Origin of the sequence: Cupriavidus campinensis, from assembly GCF_905397395.1 — a bacterium.
In the GTDB taxonomy this organism is placed as follows: domain Bacteria; phylum Pseudomonadota; class Gammaproteobacteria; order Burkholderiales; family Burkholderiaceae; genus Cupriavidus; species Cupriavidus campinensis.
In genome coordinates this window covers 126,406-144,976 of the sequence record NZ_CAJPVH010000005.1, presented here as the reverse complement: position 1 = coordinate 144,976, position 18,571 = coordinate 126,406, and the positions used below count along the sequence as shown (strand labels likewise).

General features: G+C 69.8%; 13 protein-coding genes. 6 read left to right on the top strand and 7 right to left on the bottom strand.

The window, feature by feature from the left end:
* Window positions 1–105: 105 nt before the first annotated feature.
* From KHO18_RS05210 to KHO18_RS05190, 5 genes are all read left to right on the top strand, one after another.
* On the top strand, window positions 106–1,887 hold the full coding sequence (locus KHO18_RS05210; RefSeq protein ID WP_144196518.1) for an FAD-dependent oxidoreductase: 1,782 nt from the start codon (window positions 106–108) through the stop codon (window positions 1,885–1,887).
* A gap of 355 nt (window positions 1,888–2,242) precedes the next feature.
* Window positions 2,243–2,542, top strand: a complete 300-nt coding sequence (locus KHO18_RS05205; RefSeq protein WP_211942870.1) for a hypothetical protein — start codon at window positions 2,243–2,245, stop codon at window positions 2,540–2,542.
* Between the two features lie 195 nt (window positions 2,543–2,737).
* On the top strand, window positions 2,738–3,814 hold the full coding sequence (locus KHO18_RS05200; RefSeq protein ID WP_144196520.1) for an alpha/beta fold hydrolase: 1,077 nt from the start codon (window positions 2,738–2,740) through the stop codon (window positions 3,812–3,814).
* A gap of 42 nt (window positions 3,815–3,856) precedes the next feature.
* Window positions 3,857–4,711: a class I SAM-dependent methyltransferase gene (locus KHO18_RS05195; protein ID WP_144196521.1), complete on the top strand. Its 855-nt coding sequence runs from the start codon at window positions 3,857–3,859 to the stop codon at window positions 4,709–4,711.
* Between the two features lie 111 nt (window positions 4,712–4,822).
* Entirely contained in the window at window positions 4,823–5,302 is a 480-nt protein-coding gene (locus KHO18_RS05190) for a nuclear transport factor 2 family protein (protein WP_144196522.1), read from the top strand.
* Between the two features lie 65 nt (window positions 5,303–5,367).
* Here KHO18_RS05190 and KHO18_RS05185 read toward each other — a convergent pair whose 3' ends face one another.
* Window positions 5,368–7,125 carry a dipeptidase gene (locus KHO18_RS05185; protein WP_144196523.1) on the bottom strand — a complete coding sequence of 586 codons (1,758 nt, stop codon included), beginning with the start codon at window positions 7,123–7,125 and terminating at the stop codon, window positions 5,368–5,370.
* A gap of 99 nt (window positions 7,126–7,224) precedes the next feature.
* Window positions 7,225–8,370 carry an FAD binding domain-containing protein gene (locus KHO18_RS05180; RefSeq protein ID WP_144196524.1) on the bottom strand — a complete coding sequence of 382 codons (1,146 nt, stop codon included), beginning with the start codon at window positions 8,368–8,370 and terminating at the stop codon, window positions 7,225–7,227.
* Window positions 8,371–8,585: 215 nt separating this feature from the next.
* Between KHO18_RS05180 and KHO18_RS05175 the strand changes: the two genes are divergently transcribed.
* A complete protein-coding gene (locus KHO18_RS05175) occupies window positions 8,586–9,161 on the top strand; it encodes an HlyD family secretion protein (RefSeq protein ID WP_313818361.1) in 576 nt (191 codons plus the stop codon).
* Here the strand turns inward: KHO18_RS05175 and KHO18_RS05170 are convergent.
* From KHO18_RS05170 to KHO18_RS05150, 5 genes are all read right to left on the bottom strand, one after another.
* The gene (locus tag KHO18_RS05170; protein WP_144196526.1) at window positions 9,153–10,670 is read right to left on the bottom strand and encodes an MFS transporter; all 1,518 of its coding nucleotides are present in this window, start codon (window positions 10,668–10,670) and stop codon (window positions 9,153–9,155) included. The two genes, KHO18_RS05175 and KHO18_RS05170, sit on opposite strands and share 9 nt — an antisense overlap.
* A gap of 271 nt (window positions 10,671–10,941) precedes the next feature.
* A complete protein-coding gene (locus KHO18_RS05165) occupies window positions 10,942–16,509 on the bottom strand; it encodes a trifunctional serine/threonine-protein kinase/ATP-binding protein/sensor histidine kinase (RefSeq protein ID WP_211942869.1) in 5,568 nt (1,855 codons plus the stop codon).
* A 78-nt stretch (window positions 16,510–16,587) separates the two neighbouring features.
* Window positions 16,588–16,977 carry a response regulator transcription factor gene (locus KHO18_RS05160; RefSeq protein ID WP_244844554.1) on the bottom strand — a complete coding sequence of 130 codons (390 nt, stop codon included), beginning with the start codon at window positions 16,975–16,977 and terminating at the stop codon, window positions 16,588–16,590.
* A gap of 183 nt (window positions 16,978–17,160) precedes the next feature.
* Window positions 17,161–18,279 (bottom strand): porin, encoded by a 1,119-nt coding sequence (locus KHO18_RS05155; protein ID WP_144196529.1) that lies wholly within the window; start codon window positions 18,277–18,279, stop codon window positions 17,161–17,163.
* Between the two features lie 4 nt (window positions 18,280–18,283).
* Window positions 18,284–18,571, bottom strand: a complete 288-nt coding sequence (locus KHO18_RS05150; protein ID WP_092294822.1) for a XapX domain-containing protein — start codon at window positions 18,569–18,571, stop codon at window positions 18,284–18,286.

Sequence of the window (18,571 nt, the reverse complement as noted above, 5' to 3'; positions counted from 1 at the left end):
GCTTCCTAAAATCTTCATGTGTGTTTCGTGGCCACGCCGGCTACTATCTCAGTCGAGTACGCAGTCGAGTCCTGTCCTACCTAGACCGAAATAGAGGGGAGTCGCATGGAGATGACGCAGGGAGCTTCGCAGCCCGAAGCCAGTCCGGACCCGGTTGCCGATCAGGTCGCCAATCAGGCCGCGCATGAGCCGGTGGTAGGGCTGGAGGCGCCGTTCTCGGTGCTCGAGACCCGCAAGCACCAGATGTTTCCGACCCTGACGCCGGCCGAGATCGACCGTGTGCGGCGGTTTGGCACGGTGGCGTCGTTCAAGGCCGGCGAGACGCTGTTCTGCATCGGCGACCCCGCCCCGGGCATGCATCTGATCCTGACCGGCAAGCTCCAGATCATCCAGCGCGACGGGCTTGGCAACCGTTTTCCGATCACCGATGAGGGCCCGGGCCAGTTCCTGGCCGAGGTGGGCCAGCTCTCCGGCAAGCCGGCGCTGGTGGATGCGGTGGCGCTGGAGGACTCCACCGCGCTGGTGGTGCCGCCCGAACGGCTGCGCGCGCTGCTGGTGGCCGAGGCGGATCTGGGCGAGCGCATCATGCGCGCGCTGATCCTGCGCCGGGTAGGGCTGATCGAGCGCGGCGGCGGCCCGGTGCTGGTCGGCAAGGGCACCCAGCCGCTGCTGCTGGCGCTGCAGGCCTTCCTGCGCCGCAATGGCTATCCGCACAAGGTGGTCGATATCGATACCGACCCCGACGCCATGGCGCTGCTCGACGTCAGCAACGCGCCCGCGAGCGATTTCCCGATGGTGATCTGCCCCGACGGCGGCATACTGCGCGCGCCGGACGAGGGCCAGCTCGCCTCGTGCCTCGGTTTGGTGCCTGAATTTACGCCGGACCATGTCTATGACGTAGTGGTGGTCGGCGCCGGCCCTGCCGGGCTGGCGACGGCGGTCTATGCCGCGTCCGAAGGGCTGTCCGTGGCCGTGATCGACTGCCGCTCCCCGGGCGGGCAGGCCGGCGCGAGCGCGCGGATCGAGAACTACCTGGGCTTTCCCACCGGCATCTCGGGCCAGGCGCTGGCCGGGCGCGCCTTCGTCCAGGCGCTCAAGTTCGGCGCCCACGTGGCCATTCCGCTCGAGGTGAGCGCGCTCCATTGCGGCGAGCACCCGATCCGGATCGAACTGACCGATGGCCGGATGGTGCCCACGCGCACCGTGGTGATTGCCAGCGGCGCCCAGTACCGGCGCGCGGAGATCGAATCGCTGGACCAGTACGAGGGCCGGGGCGTCTACTACTGGGCGTCGCCGGTAGAGGCCAAGCTCTGCAAGGACGAGCACGCGATGCTGGTGGGCGGCGGCAACTCGGCGGGGCAGGCGGCGGTGTACCTGGCCTCCCACGCGGCGGAGGTGCATATGCTGGTGCGCGGCGAGGGGCTCGAGGCCACCATGTCGCGCTACCTGATCGACCGCCTGAAGGGCCTGCCGAACGTATTCCTGCACACGCACGCGCAGATCACGGCGATGGAGGGCGATGGCTGGCTTTCCACGGTGCGCTACAAGGAGCGCTCCTGTGGCCCGGACTGCATCACCCGGCCGATGCGCCACGTGTTCCTGTTTATCGGCGCCGCGCCGAACACGGAATGGCTGCGGTCCTGCAACGTCACCACGGACCCCAAGGGTTTCGTGCTGACCGGCTATGAAGCCCACCAGTCCTGCACCGAGCGCGCCGACTACACGCTGGAGACCAGCGTGCCGGGCGTGTTCGCAATCGGGGACGTGCGCTCGGGCTCGACCAAGCGCGTGGCCGCCGCGGTAGGCGAGGGCGCTGCGGTCGTGGCGCAGATCCATCGCTATCTGGCGGGCATGCAGGCCGGCCAGACCGTGCAGGCGGTGGCCTAGGCGGCGCGCGGGGCATCCGGCGTGCCACGGGTCACGCGCATGATGTAGTGCGCGTCGGCGGTGGCCTGTGCCTGCTGGTCCACGGCGCCCGGCTGTTCTCCCTGAGCGCGTGCGCAAGCGCGCCAGCGCCTCCGGCCGCCCCGGTGATTACCCGCATCCCGGGACCCTTGTCCCACGGAATCCCCCCGCATAGACCCTGACGAATCCCTCAAACCGGGACACCCGCCTCATGTTCCCGCGGACCCTGCTGCCCACAATCGGCCCCTCGAACAAGGAGCGGTGTGGCTCAGGCGATCCCCCCACTGGTCCTGCATCCTGAGCCGTGATCGCCTTCCTGTTGTAGTTGGAGTTTGCGATGTACACGAATCTTGCCAAGACCCTCTTGACCGCTTCCTCGCTGGCCATCGGCCTGTGCAACCTGGCTTACGCCGGGCTGGGGAGCGATCGTTCCAATCCTTCGATTTCCACCGCAGCCTCGGCGCAGGCCAGCATGTCCGCCTGCAAGGGCGGCAAGTTCGATCCGTACCAGGACGGCCTGCGCATCGGCAAGCCGGATCCCTACACCGATGGCGCCCGGATGGATCAGCGTGACCCGTACAGCGACGGCGCGCGGCTGGGCGCTGCCGGTGGCGGATGTCTGCTGCGCAACGCCTGACCGCGGAAAATGCGCCGGGCACGGTATGCACCACGTCTGGCTTTCCGCACTTTGCGGGGCCAGCTGGCCGTGGTTTTGCCTGCACGCTGGGGATCGTTGACTAAGATTAGTCAATCGCCCGTTCCAAGCGGACGTGGTGAGCTATCGCCCCGGCGCTCCGCACCGGCCGTACCCTGTCCCGCGCGCGATCCCACCATGCCGATGCTGAAGCAGCAGATACGCCTTTGCACCAGCCGTGACCGGGTGCGACTGGCGTATGCCATCACGGGCAGCGGACCGCCGCTCGTGAAGGCCGCCAACTGGATGAGCCACCTCGAATTCGACGTGGGGAGTCCGGTCTGGAGCCACATGCTGTGCGCGCTGTCGGAGAACCACACGCTCGTGCGCTACGACGAACGTGGCTGTGGCCTCTCTGACCGCCACGTGGATGACCTGTCCTTCGAGGCGTGGCTGCGTGATCTCGAAACCATCGTGGACGCCACCGGCGTCGATCATTTCCCGTTGCTGGGCATTTCCCAGGGCGCGTCGATCGCCGTGGCGTACGCCGTGGCGCATCCCGAGCGGGTGAGCCACCTCGTGCTGCACGGTGGCTACGCCAGGGGGCGCCTCAAGCGCAACCTGGGTGCCGAGATGCGCGAGGAAGCCGAGCTGATGGCGCGGCTGGCGGAACTGGGCTGGGGGCAGGAGAACCCGGCCTTCCGCCAGTTCTTCACCACGCAGTTCATCCCGGGCGGCACGGCGGAGCAGCACCGCTGGTTCAACGAGCTGGAGCGCGTGTCCACCTCGCCCGGCAACGCGGCGCGCTTCATGCGCATCTTCAACGACATCGACGTGGTGGAACTGCTGCCGCTGGTGACCTGCCCCACGCTGGTGCTCCACGCCGTGCGCGATGCGCGCGTGCCGTTCGACGAAGGCCGGCTGATTGCCAGCATGATCCCGAACGCGCGCTTCGTTCCATTGGAGAGCGGCAACCACCTGCTGCTGGAGGCGGAGCCGGCGTGGGACCGCTGGCTGGAGGAAGTACGCGCCTTCCTGCCCGCGCCGGTGCCGGTGGACGACCCGGCGTTCCACACCCTGACCCGGCGCGAGCGCGACATCGTCGTGCTGATCGCGCAGGGCCGCGACAACGCACAGATCGCCGCCTACCTTGGGCTGTGCGAGAAAACCGTGCGCAACCACATCACGAGCATCTTCTCGAAGCTCGAGGTGGAAAACCGCTCGCAGGCCATCGTGCTCGCGCGCGAGGCCGGTTTCGACCGGTCGCGCGCGTAAGCCGGCGGACCTGCCGGGCGATTCAATCAGGAGACCCCCATCATGACGACTACCCCCGACGCTGCCGCGTCTTCGGCCAATTCGCCGGCCACTACGCCCGACCTTGCCGCCCTGAAGGGCCGCCAGCAGGTGGCCTGGGCCAGCGGCGACTATGCCGTGATCGGCACCACGCTCCAGATCGTGGGCGAGCAACTGGCCGAAGCCTGCGACCTGCGCTGCGACGAGCGCGTGCTCGACGTGGCCGCCGGCAACGGCAACGCCACGCTGGCGGCGGCGCGCCGTGGCTGCATCGTGACCTCCACCGACTACGTGGGCGCGCTGCTGGAGCGCGGCGCCGAGCGCGCCCGCGCCGAGCGGCTCGACGTGACCTTCCAGCAGGCCGATGCCGAAGCGCTGCCCTTTGACGATGCAAGCTTCGACGCCGTGCTCTCCACCTTCGGCGTGATGTTCGCCCCGGACCAACCCAAGTGCGCCGCCGAGATGGCGCGCGTGACCCGGCCCGGCGGCCGCATCGGGCTGGCGAACTGGACCCCGCAGGGCTTCGTCGGCCAGATGTTCAAGACGCTGGGCGCCTACGTGCCGCCGCCGGCGGGCGTGTCGCCGCCGTCGAAATGGGGCGTGGAGGAGCACCTGAAGGCGCTGTTCGCGCCGCATGGGGTGGATGTCCACGTCACGCCGCGCCAGTTCAACTTCCGCTATCGCTCGGCGGCGCACTTCATCGAGGTCTTCCGCACCTGGTACGGCCCGGTCCACAAGGCGTTCGCCTCGCTGCCGGCCGACAAGGCCAGCGCACTGGAAGCCGATCTGACCACGCTGCTGAACAGCCTGAACCGCGCCGGCAAGGATTCCATGGTGGTGCCGAGCGAGTACCTGGAGGTGGTGGCGACGAAGCGGTAGGGGATAGCCCACTTCCCCAGAATCTCCTTGACATACAGATCTGTCTACTCCACGATAGTAGACAGATCTGTCTCATTCCGGCGCTAGCCAACCCATCCTCAAGGAGCTTCGATGTCGACCCAAGCCGAATCCCGTCCGCCGTTTCCGCCTTTTACCCGTGAGAGTGCCGCCCAGAAGGTCCGCGGCGCCGAGGATGGCTGGAACAGCCGTGATCCTGCACGCGTGGCGCTGGCCTATACCGTCGACAGCCAATGGCGCAATCGGGCGGAGTTCGTCACGGGACGTGCCGCGATCGAGGCCTTCCTGTCGCGCAAGTGGCAGAAGGAACTCGATTACCGGCTGATCAAGGAGTTGTGGGCGCACGATGGCAACCGCATTGCGGTGCGCTTTGCGTACGAGTGGCATGACGACTCGGGTAACTGGTACCGGTCGTATGGCAACGAAAACTGGGAATTCGACGAGAACGGTCTGATGCAGCGGCGCTTCGCCTGCATCAACGATGCCCCGATGCGCGAGGCGGACCGCAAGTTCTTCTGGCCGCTGGGCCGCCGCCCGGATGACCACCCCAGCCTGAGCGACCTGGGGCTGTAAGCAGGTAAAAGCCGACATGCGCGGGGGCGCCTTTGCAGCCCCCGCCGCGCATGCCGGCGCCGGCCTTACTGCATGGTGTCCAGATTGCCGATGCGGACCAGCATCTCGGTGAACATCTGCATGTCGAGGTTCAGGTCGGCCACTTCCTTGTATTCCTTGGCGTTGTGCGCGGTGTACTTCTTGCCGGGCATGGCCGGGCCGAAGTTGATCGCGTTCGGCATCAGCTTGGCCGTGGTGCTGCCGGCCGTGGGCACCGGCTTGGCCTCAAGCCCCGTGGTGTCGCCATAGATATTCAGCAGCGTGGAAAGCCATGCGCCTTTGGGGTCACGCGCCATCCAGTTGCCCTGGTCGTGCTGGATCTCCACCGCGGTCTGCGTGGCGCTGGCCCAGGTGTTGATCCTGGTCGCCACCCGGGCGCGCAGTTCGTCCGGCGTGGCGCCGCGCGGCATGCGCACGTTGGCGGTGACTTCGAGCTTGCCGTTGCGCTCGCGGATCAGCGTGGGCGACATCGTCAGCGGGCCCATGAAGTCGTCCCGATAGCCCACTTCCATCTTCTCGCCCAGATAGCCCGTGCCGTACAGGTCGCCCAGGTAGCGAATGGCGCGCGCGTACTGGTTGTCCGCGAACGGCACGCCGGCGCCCTGCAGGAACAGCGCCAGGCGCGGCACCGGGTTCACACCTTCCTCGGGGCGGGAGCCATGGGCCGACGAGCCGGTCACCTTGACGTCCACGCCGCCGGCACCCGGCGTCACGTCGATCGAGAACTTGCCTTGCGCGGCGTGCTGGGCGATGAACGGCTCGCGCGCCTTCTCCAGCGCGGCGGTCACGGCGGCCGGATCGCCGCCCGTGATGCGCGCCGTGGCGGTCTGCGGAATCGCGTTGGCGGAGGCCGCGCCGGCCATCGCCACGATGGCGGGGGCCTTGCCGTCCGTCGGCTGGTCCGCGAAGCGCACCGTCAGCGCGCCGGACCCTTTCTCGGCCACCACCGCCGGGTACTTGCTGTCCAGCACGATGTTGTACGCCGGCAGCGTGGTGTGCGCCTGGTAGTACTTCATGCCGTCGCCGCCGGTTTCCTCGGTGGTCTCGATCATCAGCCGGATCGTGCGGGCCAGCGGCACGCCGCTCTCGCGCACGGTCTTCATTGCGTACAGCGCCGCCGCGATGGAACCCTTGTCGTCGATGGTGCCGCGCCCGTACAGGTAGTCGCCCACGCGGGTCACCTTGAACGGGTCGAGCTTCGTGCCGTCGTCGAGCACCCATTCGTCGGCCACCACGGGCACCACGTCGGCGTGCGTGAGGATGCCGAAGGTGTCCGCGCCAGTGCCGGGCAGGGTCACCTCGAACACGCGGTTATCCACGTTGCGGTAGGTCAGGCCGAAGTCCCGCGCCATGCGCTCCACCACCTTGCCGAACGCGATGATGGCCGGGTTCTCGTGCTGCGGCACCTTTTCGTCGCGCACGGTGCGGATCGCCACCATCTCGGTGATGCTCTCCAGCACGGCGGTCTGGTTGTGGAGCCGGTTATAGACGCCGAGCAGCCGGCCGATATTGACGAGATCGTCGCCCTTGAGCGGCTTCTTCGCCCGGTAGGCCCGCACGGCCGGCGCCAGCTTCGGCTCGGCCTTCACGGCGGCGGCGAGGAAGGCGTTGAAGCTGGCCGGCGGCTTGGCCGACTGGCTGGCCACCAGGCGGTCCAGCGCGGGTTTGGCCAGCGTCTCGGCCAGCGCCGCGCCGGGGACGGAAATGGCCAGCAGCGGGACGAGCAGGGCGGCCAGCAAGGCGCCCCGCAGGGGGGAGGTCGGCACGGCAGGCAGGCGGTTCATCGATGTCTCTCGTAGCGGTCTTGTGATGGATGCGCATGATAGCAGCGCCTCCATCGTCACAGATGGCCTGGATCGCCCCGCATCGGCCCCGCCAGGGGCTCAGGCGGCGTCGTGCCGGCCCATGATGCGGGTGCCGAGTGCCATGCCCCAGCGCACCAGTTGGGCGCCGGCGGGCAGCTGGGTGCGCTCCCACAGGGACAGCGCGGCGTCGATGCCACCGCGATTGGCGTGCAGCGCGCGGCCCAGCGCCACCGCATTGCCGGCCGCCTTGCCGGCACCGGCGCCGGTGTGGGGCCGCGCGACGAAGGCTGCGTCGCCGGTCAGCACCACGCGGCCAAACACCATGCGCGGCGCCTCGTAGTCGTGAATCAGCTGCAGGAAGGGGTCGGGCGTGCCGGTGACCAGCGTGGCAAGGTCCGGCGCGAGGTCGCGCCGCGCGGCGTGACGCAGGCCATCGATCTCGCCGTCGCGCATGACGCCCGGCGGGAGCGAATGGAGGTGCTGATGCCCCACGCGATCCCGCAGCGCCGCGTCGCGCGCCGGGCCGCCCGGCAATGGTCGATACCAGACCCAGTTCTGCCGGCGCTGGCCGGGCGCGGTCTCGCCGTTCTCGCCGGGGATCAGGTAGGTCAGCAACTGGTGGCCGTGCCCTTCCTCGAAGGCGAAGGTGTTGTGCAGGAGCTGGCGCGTGGCGTCTGGCAGGGCGGACTCGGGCAGCACGCCGCGCCAGGCCGCGTAGCCGGCGTAGGCCGGCGCGGCGCCGGGCAGCAGTTGCGCGCGCACGGTGGAGAGCGGCCCGTCCGCCGCCACAAGCAGGTCGGCGGTTTCCGTGCGGCCGGAGGCGAAGCAGGCGGTCACGCGCGCGCCATGCTGGCGCAGCGCCAGGAAGGTCTCGCCCGCATGCACGGCGCGGGGGCCGAGCGCGTGCCGCATGTGACCGTACAGCCCGTTCCAGGCGATCTGCGTCTGCGGCATGTAGACGCGGCGCACGTCGCCACTGCGCGTGACGAAGATGCGGCCGCCCGACGGCACGCCGAAGTCCTCGGGCAACGGCGCGCCGGCAAAGGCGAGCGCGTCGGCCACATCGGGCTGCAGGACGAGGCCGCCGCCGCGGCTGTCGAGCGCCTGGGGCGAGCGTTCGAACACATCCACGTGCCAGCCGATGGCGCGCAGGCAGAGCGCCGTGAACAGGCCGCCGAGGGAGCCGCCGATGATCACGGCGCGAGGGGTGGAGGTCGGATGCATGGTCGTCAGGGAAGTGGAGGTGTCTTCGCATCGTAGGGGCGGGCCCGGATGCCGCCAATCGGCCACAGGTTTGCCGCGCGTGACACGAAGGTATAGGCGCCCGCCCTCCCGGCGTTCCAATCGGCAAAAAACCGGCGGACGCGCCATCCCCGCGGCATCGGCGTGCCAACAATTCGCTCCAAGGGATGTCCTGCCCTCGTCCTCAAGGAGTTGTCATGAGTATCCGGTCGCATTCATCATCGGGACGGCCGCTTGCCGCCGCGTGCGCCGTCGCCTGCGCGATGGCGGGCCTTGCCGCCGTTGTCGGGCACTGGTGGATCGAAGGGCGCCATTTCGAGACCACCGATGACGCCCACGTGGCCGCCAGGATTGCCGATGTCGCGCCGCGCGCTGCCGGCGCCGTTGTGGCGATCGGCACCCTCGACCCGCGGCGCGCGCCGCCGGACGCGGTGTGGGTCGATGCGCGGTTCAAGAAGAGCCAGCTTGCGCGGCTGCGCACCGGCCAGCCGGTGACGCTGTACGCAGACGCGTATGGCGCGCGGGTGCGCTACCACGGCACGGTGGCAGGGTTCCCGGCACGCAGCGGTGCGGCGCTCTCGCCGCTGCCCGCCCACAGTGCCATCTGCCGGTGGATCAAGCCGCCGCAGCGGTTGCCGGTGCACATCGCGCTGAACCGGGCCGAACTCGCCGCCCATCCGCTGCGTGTGGGGTTGTCGATGCACGTGACGGTAGACGTGCGCGCGCGGGGCGCGCCGGACCCGATGGAGCCGAGCCAGCGGCCGCTAGCGTAGCCAGCGCTGCCAGACGGCGACGGCAGCGATGCCCAGGCAGACGACGGCGACCACCGCCAGCATGTTGGCCGATGCCACCAGCACCGCCTGCTGGTCGATCAGTTGCGACAGCGTGGCCAGCGCGGCGGCATCGGGCGGGGTGGCCAGCCCGTAGGGTGTGACGCGGGCGATGAGGTGCGTCCGCGCCACGGCCTCGCCCGCCTGGAGCCACTGGCCGGCCAGCCCGGTGCCGGCCATCAGCGCCACCTGCCGGAGGATGTTCTTGAACTGGTAGGCGTGCGGGAAGTCCTCGAGCGGGGTGTCCATGAAGGTGAGCTTGGCCACGAGGATCAGCGTGAACGGCAACGCCACGCTTTGCAGCAGCAGCACGGGCAGGATGGCCGACACCGGGAGCCCGTCCGTGAGGCGGGTGGCCAGCAGCCAAGCCGCCGCCGCCGTCATGCCGTAGCCGAGTGCGAGGTAGCGCCGCGCGCCGGGCAGGCGCGCCCCCAACAGCACGAACGCCACGCCGGCCACCAGACCGCCGAGCGCCGACAGGGTCAGGACCATGCCGGTGGTCTCGAACGTGAAGCCGAGGCCAAGCTGCATCACGTTGGAGACCGTAAAGGTCCAGAGTCCGCTCAGGCAGGCAAAGATCGAGTAATAGGCCAGCCCGGTGAAGTAGCGGCGGCCGTTCAGGCGGCGCGGACTGAGCCAGGCGTCCGGCGCGCGGCGCAGCCGGATGAACGCGAACACGACGATGGCCAGACCGGCCAGCGGTGCGGCGGCCACGCGCAGCGAGTCGCCGGTGGCATAGAGCCGCAGCGAGGCCAGGCCATGCACCAGCACGAGCGCGCCGGCGCCAATCAGCAGGACGGTGAGCCAGTCCATGCTGGCTACGTCGTCGAGGTCCGGCGTGCGTGGCGGGCGGGCACGGTGCGGGTAGACGCAGAACACGAACAGGGCCGTCAGCGCGGCCAGCAGCGCCTGCACGAGGAAGATCATGCGCCAGCCGGTGTCGAGCATCAGCGTGGCGGTCAGCCAGGGCGCCAGCGCCGGCAGGCCGGTCGTGCCGATCACGAAGCCGATCAGCAGGCGCGGGCGCTCCGCCGGCGTGGCGATCAGCTGGATCAGCACGCGGGATGCCGAGAACAATCCGCCGGCGCCCAGCCCCTGCACCGCCAGCGCTGCGGACAGCTCCGCGACATTGGACGACGCGGCGCCCAGCAGGCAGCCGACGAAGGCGATGGCGAGGCCGAGCAGCGTGTAGCCGCGATAGCTGAGATCGTCGGCAATGCGCCGGGTCAGCAGGTTGGCGACGATGGCCGCGCCGGCATAGGCGGTCAGGCACCAGAGGAAGTCATCGGGCGTGGCGTAGATGCCGGCGCGGATGTGGAGTGTCCCGGTGGCGAGCATCGACGTGGCGACGAAGTCCACGCCCGTTGCGCAGCCCAGCGCCAGGCCCAGCCACTGTACGCGCGCCCGGGACAGCTCGGGCAGCGCCTGCAGCGGTGCCGCGTCAGCCGGCATGCGGGTCGAGGCGCGTGGCCAGAGGCCTGGCGCGCAGCGTGAAGGGAAGGGCGATTCGGGACATGCATTGTTCCGGGGATCAGGCCGGCATCCGGCAGGTCTCCAGCTTAGGCGTGTCCCGCCGCCGGCACACTCGTCCCCGCGCATGGCCGCCCCCGTGCCACGGTCGCAAACAACTATCCCTGCGTATAGGGTCTGGCGCATCGGGTCTGGCGCATCGGGGCTGCGTTCGGGGCTGCGTTCGGGGAGGGCACCCGGGGCGCGTATGCGCTCACCCGCCCAGTGGCCAGCATAGCGGCAGCGTGAACGAAAACGCGGTGCCGTGCGGCGCGCGCGCCGTGGCCTGGAGCCGGCCCCGGTGTGCCTCGACGATGGAGCGGCAGATCGCCAGCCCCATGCCCATGCCGTTCTTCTTGGTGGTGTAGAACGGCTCGAACACATGGTCGATGTCGCCGTCGCCGAGGCCCGCGCCGGTGTCCGCCACGCTGATCTCCAGCATGTCTTCCGCGGCGATGCGCGTGCCCATGGTCAGCACGCGGGTGCGGTTGGTGACGTCGCCCATCGCCTCCACGGCGTTGACCACAAGGTTCAGCAGCACCTGCTGCAACTGCACGCCGTCGCCAAAGACGCGGAAGGCATCGGCGTGCAGCGCCAGTTGCACGGACACCTGCCGGCGCTCGATCTCGCTGCGCGAAATGGCGAGGATATGGCGGATGGCCTCGTGCATGTCCACCTCGCCCAGCACCGGCGCGGCGTTGCGCGTGAGCCCCTGCAGGCTGCGGATCATGTCCCCGGCGCGCTGCCCCTCGCTGGCAATGGCCTCGAGGCCCTCGCGCGCGTACTCGATCTCGGGCTTGCTGCGCGCGAGCCAGCGCAGGCTGGCGCCCGCGTTCGAGACGATCGACATCAACGGCTGGTTGATCTCGTGGGCGATGGAGGCCGTGAGCTGGCCCACCGTGGTGGCGCGCGCCACGCGCGCGAGGTCGGCCTGGGCGTTGCGCAGCGCGTCGTCGGCGCTGCGGCGCGTGGTCACGTCCGTGACGGTGCCCACGTACTCCAGCGTCTCCCCGTCCGTCACCAGCGGCTTGCCGATACCTTCGACATAACGGACCGCGCCGTCGCTACGCACAATGCGGTACTCGAGGTGGATCGGCGCCTGGTTGGCTACCGACTGGTTGATGGTGTGCAGCGCGTTCGCGCGGTCGTCGGGATGCATCCGCGCGCCGAAATCCTCCAGCGCGAAGTGCGCGCGCGCCATATCCAGCTCGAAGATGCGGCGCATCTCGTCGGAGCACGAGATGGCCTGCTGGCGCAGGTCCCAGCGCCAGCTGCCCGTATGGCTGACGCTTTCGCCCATGGTCAGCGAGGCCTGGCTCGCACGGAGGGCGCGTTCCACCTGCTGCCGGCGGTCATTCTCGGCCAGGAGGTCTTCGTAGAGCCGTGCGGTGCGCAGCGAAATGGCGGCCTGCGAGGCGATCAGTTCGAGCACCTCGGTCTGCTCGGGCGTGAAGCCGTCGCCCAGCAGGCGGTTCTCCAGATACAGCACGCCGATCAGCGTGTTGTGGCGCGACATCGGGATGCAGATTGCCGCGCACCGCGCGTGGGCCGCGAAATATGGATCGAGCCCGAACGGGTTGGCGCCGGCCGCATGGCCCACCATGACCGGCTGGCCGGTGCGGATCACGGTGTGGAACATCGACATCGGCAGGTCATCGGCGGTTGGGGCGGCCTGCGCCAACTGCACGCGGATACCGGCGGGCGAGGTCTGGGCGCGCGCCTCGATGACCGGCGCCTTGCCCTGGAGGCGGATCAGCAGCCCCCGCTGCGCGGCGGCATATTCGAGCGTGATGGTCATCAGCGTGTCCACCAGCTTGTCGAGGCGAATCTCGTCGGTCAGCGCGCGCGAGGCGCGGATCACGCTTTCCACGTCGCGGATACGCTTGCCGTTGGCGAGCACGTGGGCCGGGCCCCGCGCCGCGTCGAACAGCTCGGGGTAGGTGACCGCCATCTGGCGGGCCTTGCCGGTTGCGCCCCATTGCCGATAGCGGTCATGCGCCGCCCGCAGGTGACCCCGTGCGGCGGTGGTGAGGCCCGCCGCCATGCAGTAGTGGCCGGCGCGTTCGTGGGCCAGCGCGGCGATGTGCGCGAAGCCGTGTGCGGTGGCGTGGGCAATGGCCTGCTCGTAGCGCTTCATCGCGCCGAGCCCGTCACCGTCGAGCCGCACCAGTTCCGCTTCCACGAGCAGCGCCTTGTCGGTGAAGGTGAGCGGATTGGCGTCGGCCCAGCGGCGCAGTCTGCGGGCGTCCGCTTCCAGCGTGGCGCGTGCTGTCGCGTCCGGCGTGCCGGCAGCCAGCGTCAGCGCCCGATAGAGATGGAAGTCCACCTGATGGATATGGCCCGGCGCGGACCACGCGAGCGCGCCGGCCGTCTCCAGGCTCGCGGCGGCTTCGGCGTGCCTGCCAGCCAGATATTGCAGCGTGGCGCGATAGAGCCAGTACCAGAATTCCAGGGTGGACATGCGCTCCCGCGCCGGCGTGCGGGCGAGGTCGTGGCCGTCGAGCGTGGAGGGGGCGGCGGCGTCGAGCGGGAATGCCGTCTCGCGCAGCCCGTCGACAAAACGCTGTTGCAGCAGCAGGATGGCCTCCACGTCGTGGAAGCCGGTCTGCCGCACGAAGTCGAGTCCGCTGGCGATTTCGGCGGAAACCTCGTCCAGCGTGTCGCCGCGTGCGAGCCGGTTGGCCACCAGATGGCAGCAGACGAAGCAGGCCGTGGTCATGTCGCCGTTGGCGACGCCGGCCGCAAAGCCCGCCCGGGCGCAGTCGGTCGAGTAGCCCAGCGGCTGCGTCCACACGCTGAGCTGGTCGAGCGGCAGCAGCGTGCGGGCTTCATAGGCGGCGTAGCCATGCCGCGTGACCAGTTCCCGCGCCATCGCGCCGTAGCGGAAGCCGTCCTCGTAGGCCGCGTAGCGATGGCAGACCAGCACACCGAGCCAGCCCAGCGCGGCGGTGGAGGGGCCGCTGATGCCATGCGCGAGCGTCAGCCAGATCATCTCGCACAGTTCCAGGAAGGCCAGGTGCTCGTCGACGAAACTGGCGGGCACGGATAGCGCAGCCAGCAGCGCCATGGCCGCCATGACATCGGGGTCCGACATCTGGGGAAGGTGCGCCAGCGCCTTGAGTCCGTGGGCGTCCAGCCGCGCCTCGATGGCGCGGTAGGCGGCGTCGGCATCCGCGGCCGAGGGGTGCGCGGACAGCGAAATGCCGAACATGCGCAGTCCGCGGATGGCCGTTTCCACCGCCAGCGCGTTCTCCGAGCGCCGGGTATGGAGTTCCGTCTTGAGCCGGTAGACCTCGGCAAGTTGGCGCGGGGGCGCGTTTGCCTCGAGCAGGGTTTCGGCCAGGGTCAGCGCCTCGGGCAGCCTGCCTTGCTGGAACAGGCACGCGCAGCGCTCGCGCAGCAACGCGAATTCCACCTCGCCGGCGCCGGCATGCCCGTGCACACGCGCGGTGCGCACGAAGGCCAGGCCCGCGGTGACGGCGTCCAGCGCGGCCGGATAGGCGATGGCGCGCCGCGCGCGCGTGGCGGCGGCGAGGCACAGGCGGGCAGACTGGACGGCTTCGTCGGGGTCGGTGATCAGCTCCACCACCTGCGCCAGCAGTTCGGTGGCGCGGAACAGGGTGTCGTCGCGCAGGGCGCCTTCCGTGGTGTCGGGGGCGTCCCGCAGCAGCCGGCCCACGCGCAGGTGCACGCGGTCGCGCTCCTCGGGCGTCAGCAGCGCGTGCGCGGCCTCCTGCACGCGGTCGTGCGAGAACACGTAGCCGGGCTCCTGCAGGCCGATGGCGTCCGCAGCGCGCGCCGGGGCCAAAAGGGCGTGCAGCGCGCGCTCTTCCACCTCGAACGCGGCACAGATCAGCGCCACCTCCGACTGCCGGCCCAGGCACGCCATGCCGCCCAGCAGCTGGCGCGTGCGCGGCGGCAGCCGCTCCAGGCGCTGGAGCACCATGTCGGCGACGTTGTCCGTGTAGGCGTGCCGTGCGATGTGCTGGAAATCGTACTGCCAGCTGCCGTCGTCGGGCGAGTAGGTGACAAGCCGGTCATCGACCATGGTCTTGATGAACTGGCCGACGAAGAACGGGTTGCCGAGCGTCTTCGCGTGGACCAGCCCCGCCAGCGGCTGCAGGTCGCGCCGGCGGGCGCGCAGCGTTTCGGCCAGCAGCGTGCCCACGGCCTCCACGTCGAGCGGTTGCAGCGCCAGGTGGCGGTCCTGGGGTCTGCCTTCCGGGCGAGCCAGCGAATCGTCCAACGCATCGTCCAGCGCATCGTCCAACCCGCGCGTGCTGCCCACGATCAGCAGCGGCAGCGGCGTGGTGCAGTCCAGCAGGCGCGCAAGCAGTTGCCGGGAAGAAGGGTCGAGCCACTGGAAGTCCTCGATCACCAATACCAGCGGGCGCTCCGGCAGCCCGAAGGTGCCGACGAGGTTGCGCATCGCCAGATCGAAATGCACGGCGGTATCGGCGCTGTCTCCCCGTGCCGGGGCGGGCAACGGGCCGGTCAGCGCCGCGAGCGCGGGCGCGATGCTCACGGCGGTGCGCGCATACGGGCCCAGGCCGTGGCTGACGCGCGCCTGCCAGTGGCGCACGCGCTCTTCGGGCTGGCCGAGGATATCGATGACCAGCCCGTGGAAGGCCTCCGCGATGGCGGCGTAGGGGGCCTCGTTCCGGAACTGGTCGGCCTTGCCCACGGCGCAGCAGACCTGCTGCTGGCGCAGGGGGTCGACAAAGGCCCGCATCAGGGCAGATTTGCCGATGCCGGACGGCCCGCGCACGGTCACCAGTGCGTGCTGGCCCGTGAGGGCCACGTGCGCGTAGGCTTCGGCGAGTTCGCGCAGCTCGGCGTCGCGGGCAAGGAGCCGCTCCGGCAACTCGAGTTCGGCGGGCTGGTCGCGGCGGCCCAGTTCGAAGACGTCGATCCGGCCGAGCGTGCTCCATGCGGCCCGGCAGCGCCGGATATCCGCCTCCAGCCCCGCCGCGGACTGGTAGCGCCGGCTGGGGCGCTTGTCGAGCAGCTTCATGATCAGCAGCGACAGCGCTTCCGGCACGCCGGCGGCCAGCCGGTGCGGTGGCAGGGGTTCGCTGGCCACATGGGCGTGGATCCACTCGTTGGGGTCGGCCGGATCACGCGCGGCGAACGGCAGCTGGCCGGTGGCCAGGCGGTACAGCACGACGCCAAGGGAATACAGGTCGCTGCGCGCGTCCAGCCCGTTGCGGGTGCGTCCGGTGTGTTCGGGCGACATATAGGCCAGGCCCTCGCCGCCGGCCAGGGTGTGCGGCGGCAGGGCGTCGGCGATGTCCCACTGTTGTGCGGTGGCCAGGCCGAAGCGCGTGAGACGGCACCGGCCTTCCGCGTCGGCGAAGAGGGCCGACGGCATGATCGCCTTGTGGATCAGCCCGGCCTCATGCGCGGCGCGCAGGGCCTGGCTGGCACTTTCGGCCAGGGGGAGCAGCCGGATAACCGGCAGGGGCGCGGGCGGCAGGCTCGCCAGCGGCACCGCGTCTGTGTCGTCGTACACCAATGCCACGCCGCCCCGGTGCTGCACGCAGGCGCGCGGCATCATCGCCCAGGCCGGGCGCAGCTTGGCGGCGAGGCTGAATTCATTGTGGAGCCGGCGTGCCGCCTCGCCCTCGGTCAGCACCGACGCCGCGTGCGCCACCAGCAGGGTGCGGCCGTCCTCGACATGATGGCCGCGTGAGAGCGCGACGATGCCGTTGTGGCAGAGCGGCGTGAGGGCGAATTCGTCCAGCGATGCAAGGGTGGCCGGGCTTGGGTCGTAGGGCGTCATCGTGAGGCGTCTATTGCCGGCCGCCGCACCGGTGGGCCGGTGCGGATAGTGGGGCGGGGGTGGGGGCGTTGCGCCGCGCTAGGTGCCTGGGTCTGCCGGGGCGGGGGCCAGCGCGCGCTCGATGCACGCAATGATAGCCGTGTCGAGGAAAGGCTTGCGCAGGAAACATGCCGCGCCGGCGGCCATGGCGCGGGCTTCGTGACCGGGCTGCGCGAACGCGGTCATGAAGATCACGGGCATGTGCAGGCCGCGTGCGCGCAGGGCCTCGCACAGCGCGAATCCGTTCATCACGGGCATCTGTATGTCGGTTACCAGGCAGGAAACCGTATCGAGGGTGGCCGATTGCAGGAGTTCCTCGCCGCTGGCGTATAGCACCACGGCGAGGTCGAACGAGCGCACGAGCCGTCCCAGGGCGTGTCGGACCGACGCGTCGTCATCGACGATGGCGATCACCGGGGTGGCAGTCACACGGGATTCCTTGAGTAGTCCGGAGCGATGACGGGGCCACTTCGGGCTCCCATCGCTTGCGCACAGCATACTGCCAGGCGGGCGCGCCCCATATCATACGGTGGTATTGTCAGCGCCCGTCCCACACGGCGGCCGCGCCGCATGGCGCTGGCGGGGTGACACCTGGGTATGGCTTGCGGCGGCTCAGAAGTAGTGGCGCATGCCCAGGGCAAAGGTCTGCGGATCGGCCCCCGCGCTGACGCCAAGCTCGTTGATGGCGAAGTCGTAGACGGCGTTGGGGTGGTTGTTGATGCGGCTGTACCACGCGAACAGCGCCGTGCGCTTGGAGAGCGGATAGTCGTAGCCCACCGTCACCTGCGTGGCGCCCGTGCCAGAGCCGCTGCGGAAGAAACCGATGGTGTCCGTGGACGCGCCCGTGCCATTGGCGGCATAGGCGAAGCCGATCCGCACGCTGCCGGGGCCGAGCTGCTGCACCAGCGAGGCGTAGTAGCCGTTGCGCTGGAGGTCGCCGGTATCCGTGCGGTAGTGCAGGTGCTCGTAGATGGCGGAGACGCGCGTGCCGGCGAAGAGCTGGTAGGCCACGCCGACCTTGATGGCGTCGTCGTTGCGGCCGGCGGCCTGGTAGTGCTGGTGCACCTCGTAGGCCAGGGTGGCGTTCAGCGGGCCGCGCTCGTAGACCGCCGCCGCCGAGTACAGCGCCGGATTGCGCGCCACGGTGGTCTTCTCCTCCGGCAGCCCCCAGCCCAGCCACACGCTCACGCCGCCGAACTGCGGCGAGCGGTATTGCACGATGTTCTTCTGGCGCCGATCGAATGAACTGGTGTCCTGCACGTTGTCCGACGAGGACGTGGAGCCGTTGCCGATCAGCGCCATGTAGCCGGCGGTGGTCGGATAGTACGGGTCGTAGGCCGCCGTCGACTCGGTATAGGGCGTTTGCCAGTGCCCCATGAACAACAGGCCGTAGTCGCCCTGGAGGCCGATACGCGAGTTGCGGCTGGCGATCTGGCCCTGGCCGGTATCGAGTGACAGGTTGCTCTCGATCTGCCACAGCGCCTTGAGGCTGCCGCCGAGACCTTCCTCGCCGCGCAGGCCGAACACGGAGCGGTAGTTGGTCTGCCGTACCACGCTGCCCAGGGCGGTGCCGTCGGTGGCCGTGCTGGCGCGGCTATATTCGATGGCCGTGTTGAGGCGGCCGTAGATGGTCACGGTACTCTGCGCGGCGGCCGGTCCGCCGGCCAGGCACAGTCCCAACCCCAACCCCAGCGCGGCGACGCGCGGCGATACAAGACGTCGGTACGGCATGGGGTCAGCGCTGGCTCTCGTTGGGGTTGGCGGCCTCGGCCTTGTTGGCGGCGGTCAGCGTGCTGGGCGGCGCGCCGGTAATCTTCGGCACGCATTCGCTGTGGAACCACGCAGCGGTGACCGGCTCGCCGGCCAGCATGCGCTTGATCGGCGGCACGACCTGCTCGCCAATCAGCATGCCCAGCAGGCCGATCAGCGCCACCACGGGCGGCGCCGGGGAGCGCACCTGCATCAGTGCATAGATGATGCCGACGAGAATGCCGGCGCCCAGGGAGACGAGATAGAGCTTCAT

Bases quoted from the DNA above. Each gene is read 5' to 3' on its own strand.
- KHO18_RS05210 (WP_144196518.1), top strand. From the start codon at position 106: ATGGAGATGACGCAGGGAGCTTCGCAGCCCGAAGCCAGTCCGGACCCG.
- KHO18_RS05205 (WP_211942870.1), top strand. From the start codon at position 2,243: ATGTACACGAATCTTGCCAAGACCCTCTTGACCGCTTCCTCGCTGGCC.
- KHO18_RS05200 (WP_144196520.1), top strand. From the start codon at position 2,738: ATGCCGATGCTGAAGCAGCAGATACGCCTTTGCACCAGCCGTGACCGG.
- KHO18_RS05195 (WP_144196521.1), top strand. From the start codon at position 3,857: ATGACGACTACCCCCGACGCTGCCGCGTCTTCGGCCAATTCGCCGGCC.
- KHO18_RS05190 (WP_144196522.1), top strand. From the start codon at position 4,823: ATGTCGACCCAAGCCGAATCCCGTCCGCCGTTTCCGCCTTTTACCCGT.
- KHO18_RS05185 (WP_144196523.1), bottom strand. From the start codon at position 7,125: ATGAACCGCCTGCCTGCCGTGCCGACCTCCCCCCTGCGGGGCGCCTTG.
- KHO18_RS05180 (WP_144196524.1), bottom strand. From the start codon at position 8,370: ATGCATCCGACCTCCACCCCTCGCGCCGTGATCATCGGCGGCTCCCTC.
- KHO18_RS05175 (WP_313818361.1), top strand. From the start codon at position 8,586: ATGAGTATCCGGTCGCATTCATCATCGGGACGGCCGCTTGCCGCCGCG.
- KHO18_RS05170 (WP_144196526.1), bottom strand. From the start codon at position 10,670: ATGCCGGCTGACGCGGCACCGCTGCAGGCGCTGCCCGAGCTGTCCCGG.
- KHO18_RS05165 (WP_211942869.1), bottom strand. From the start codon at position 16,509: ATGACGCCCTACGACCCAAGCCCGGCCACCCTTGCATCGCTGGACGAA.
- KHO18_RS05155 (WP_144196529.1), bottom strand. From the start codon at position 18,279: ATGCCGTACCGACGTCTTGTATCGCCGCGCGTCGCCGCGCTGGGGTTG.
- KHO18_RS05150 (WP_092294822.1), bottom strand. From the start codon at position 18,571: ATGAAGCTCTATCTCGTCTCCCTGGGCGCCGGCATTCTCGTCGGCATC.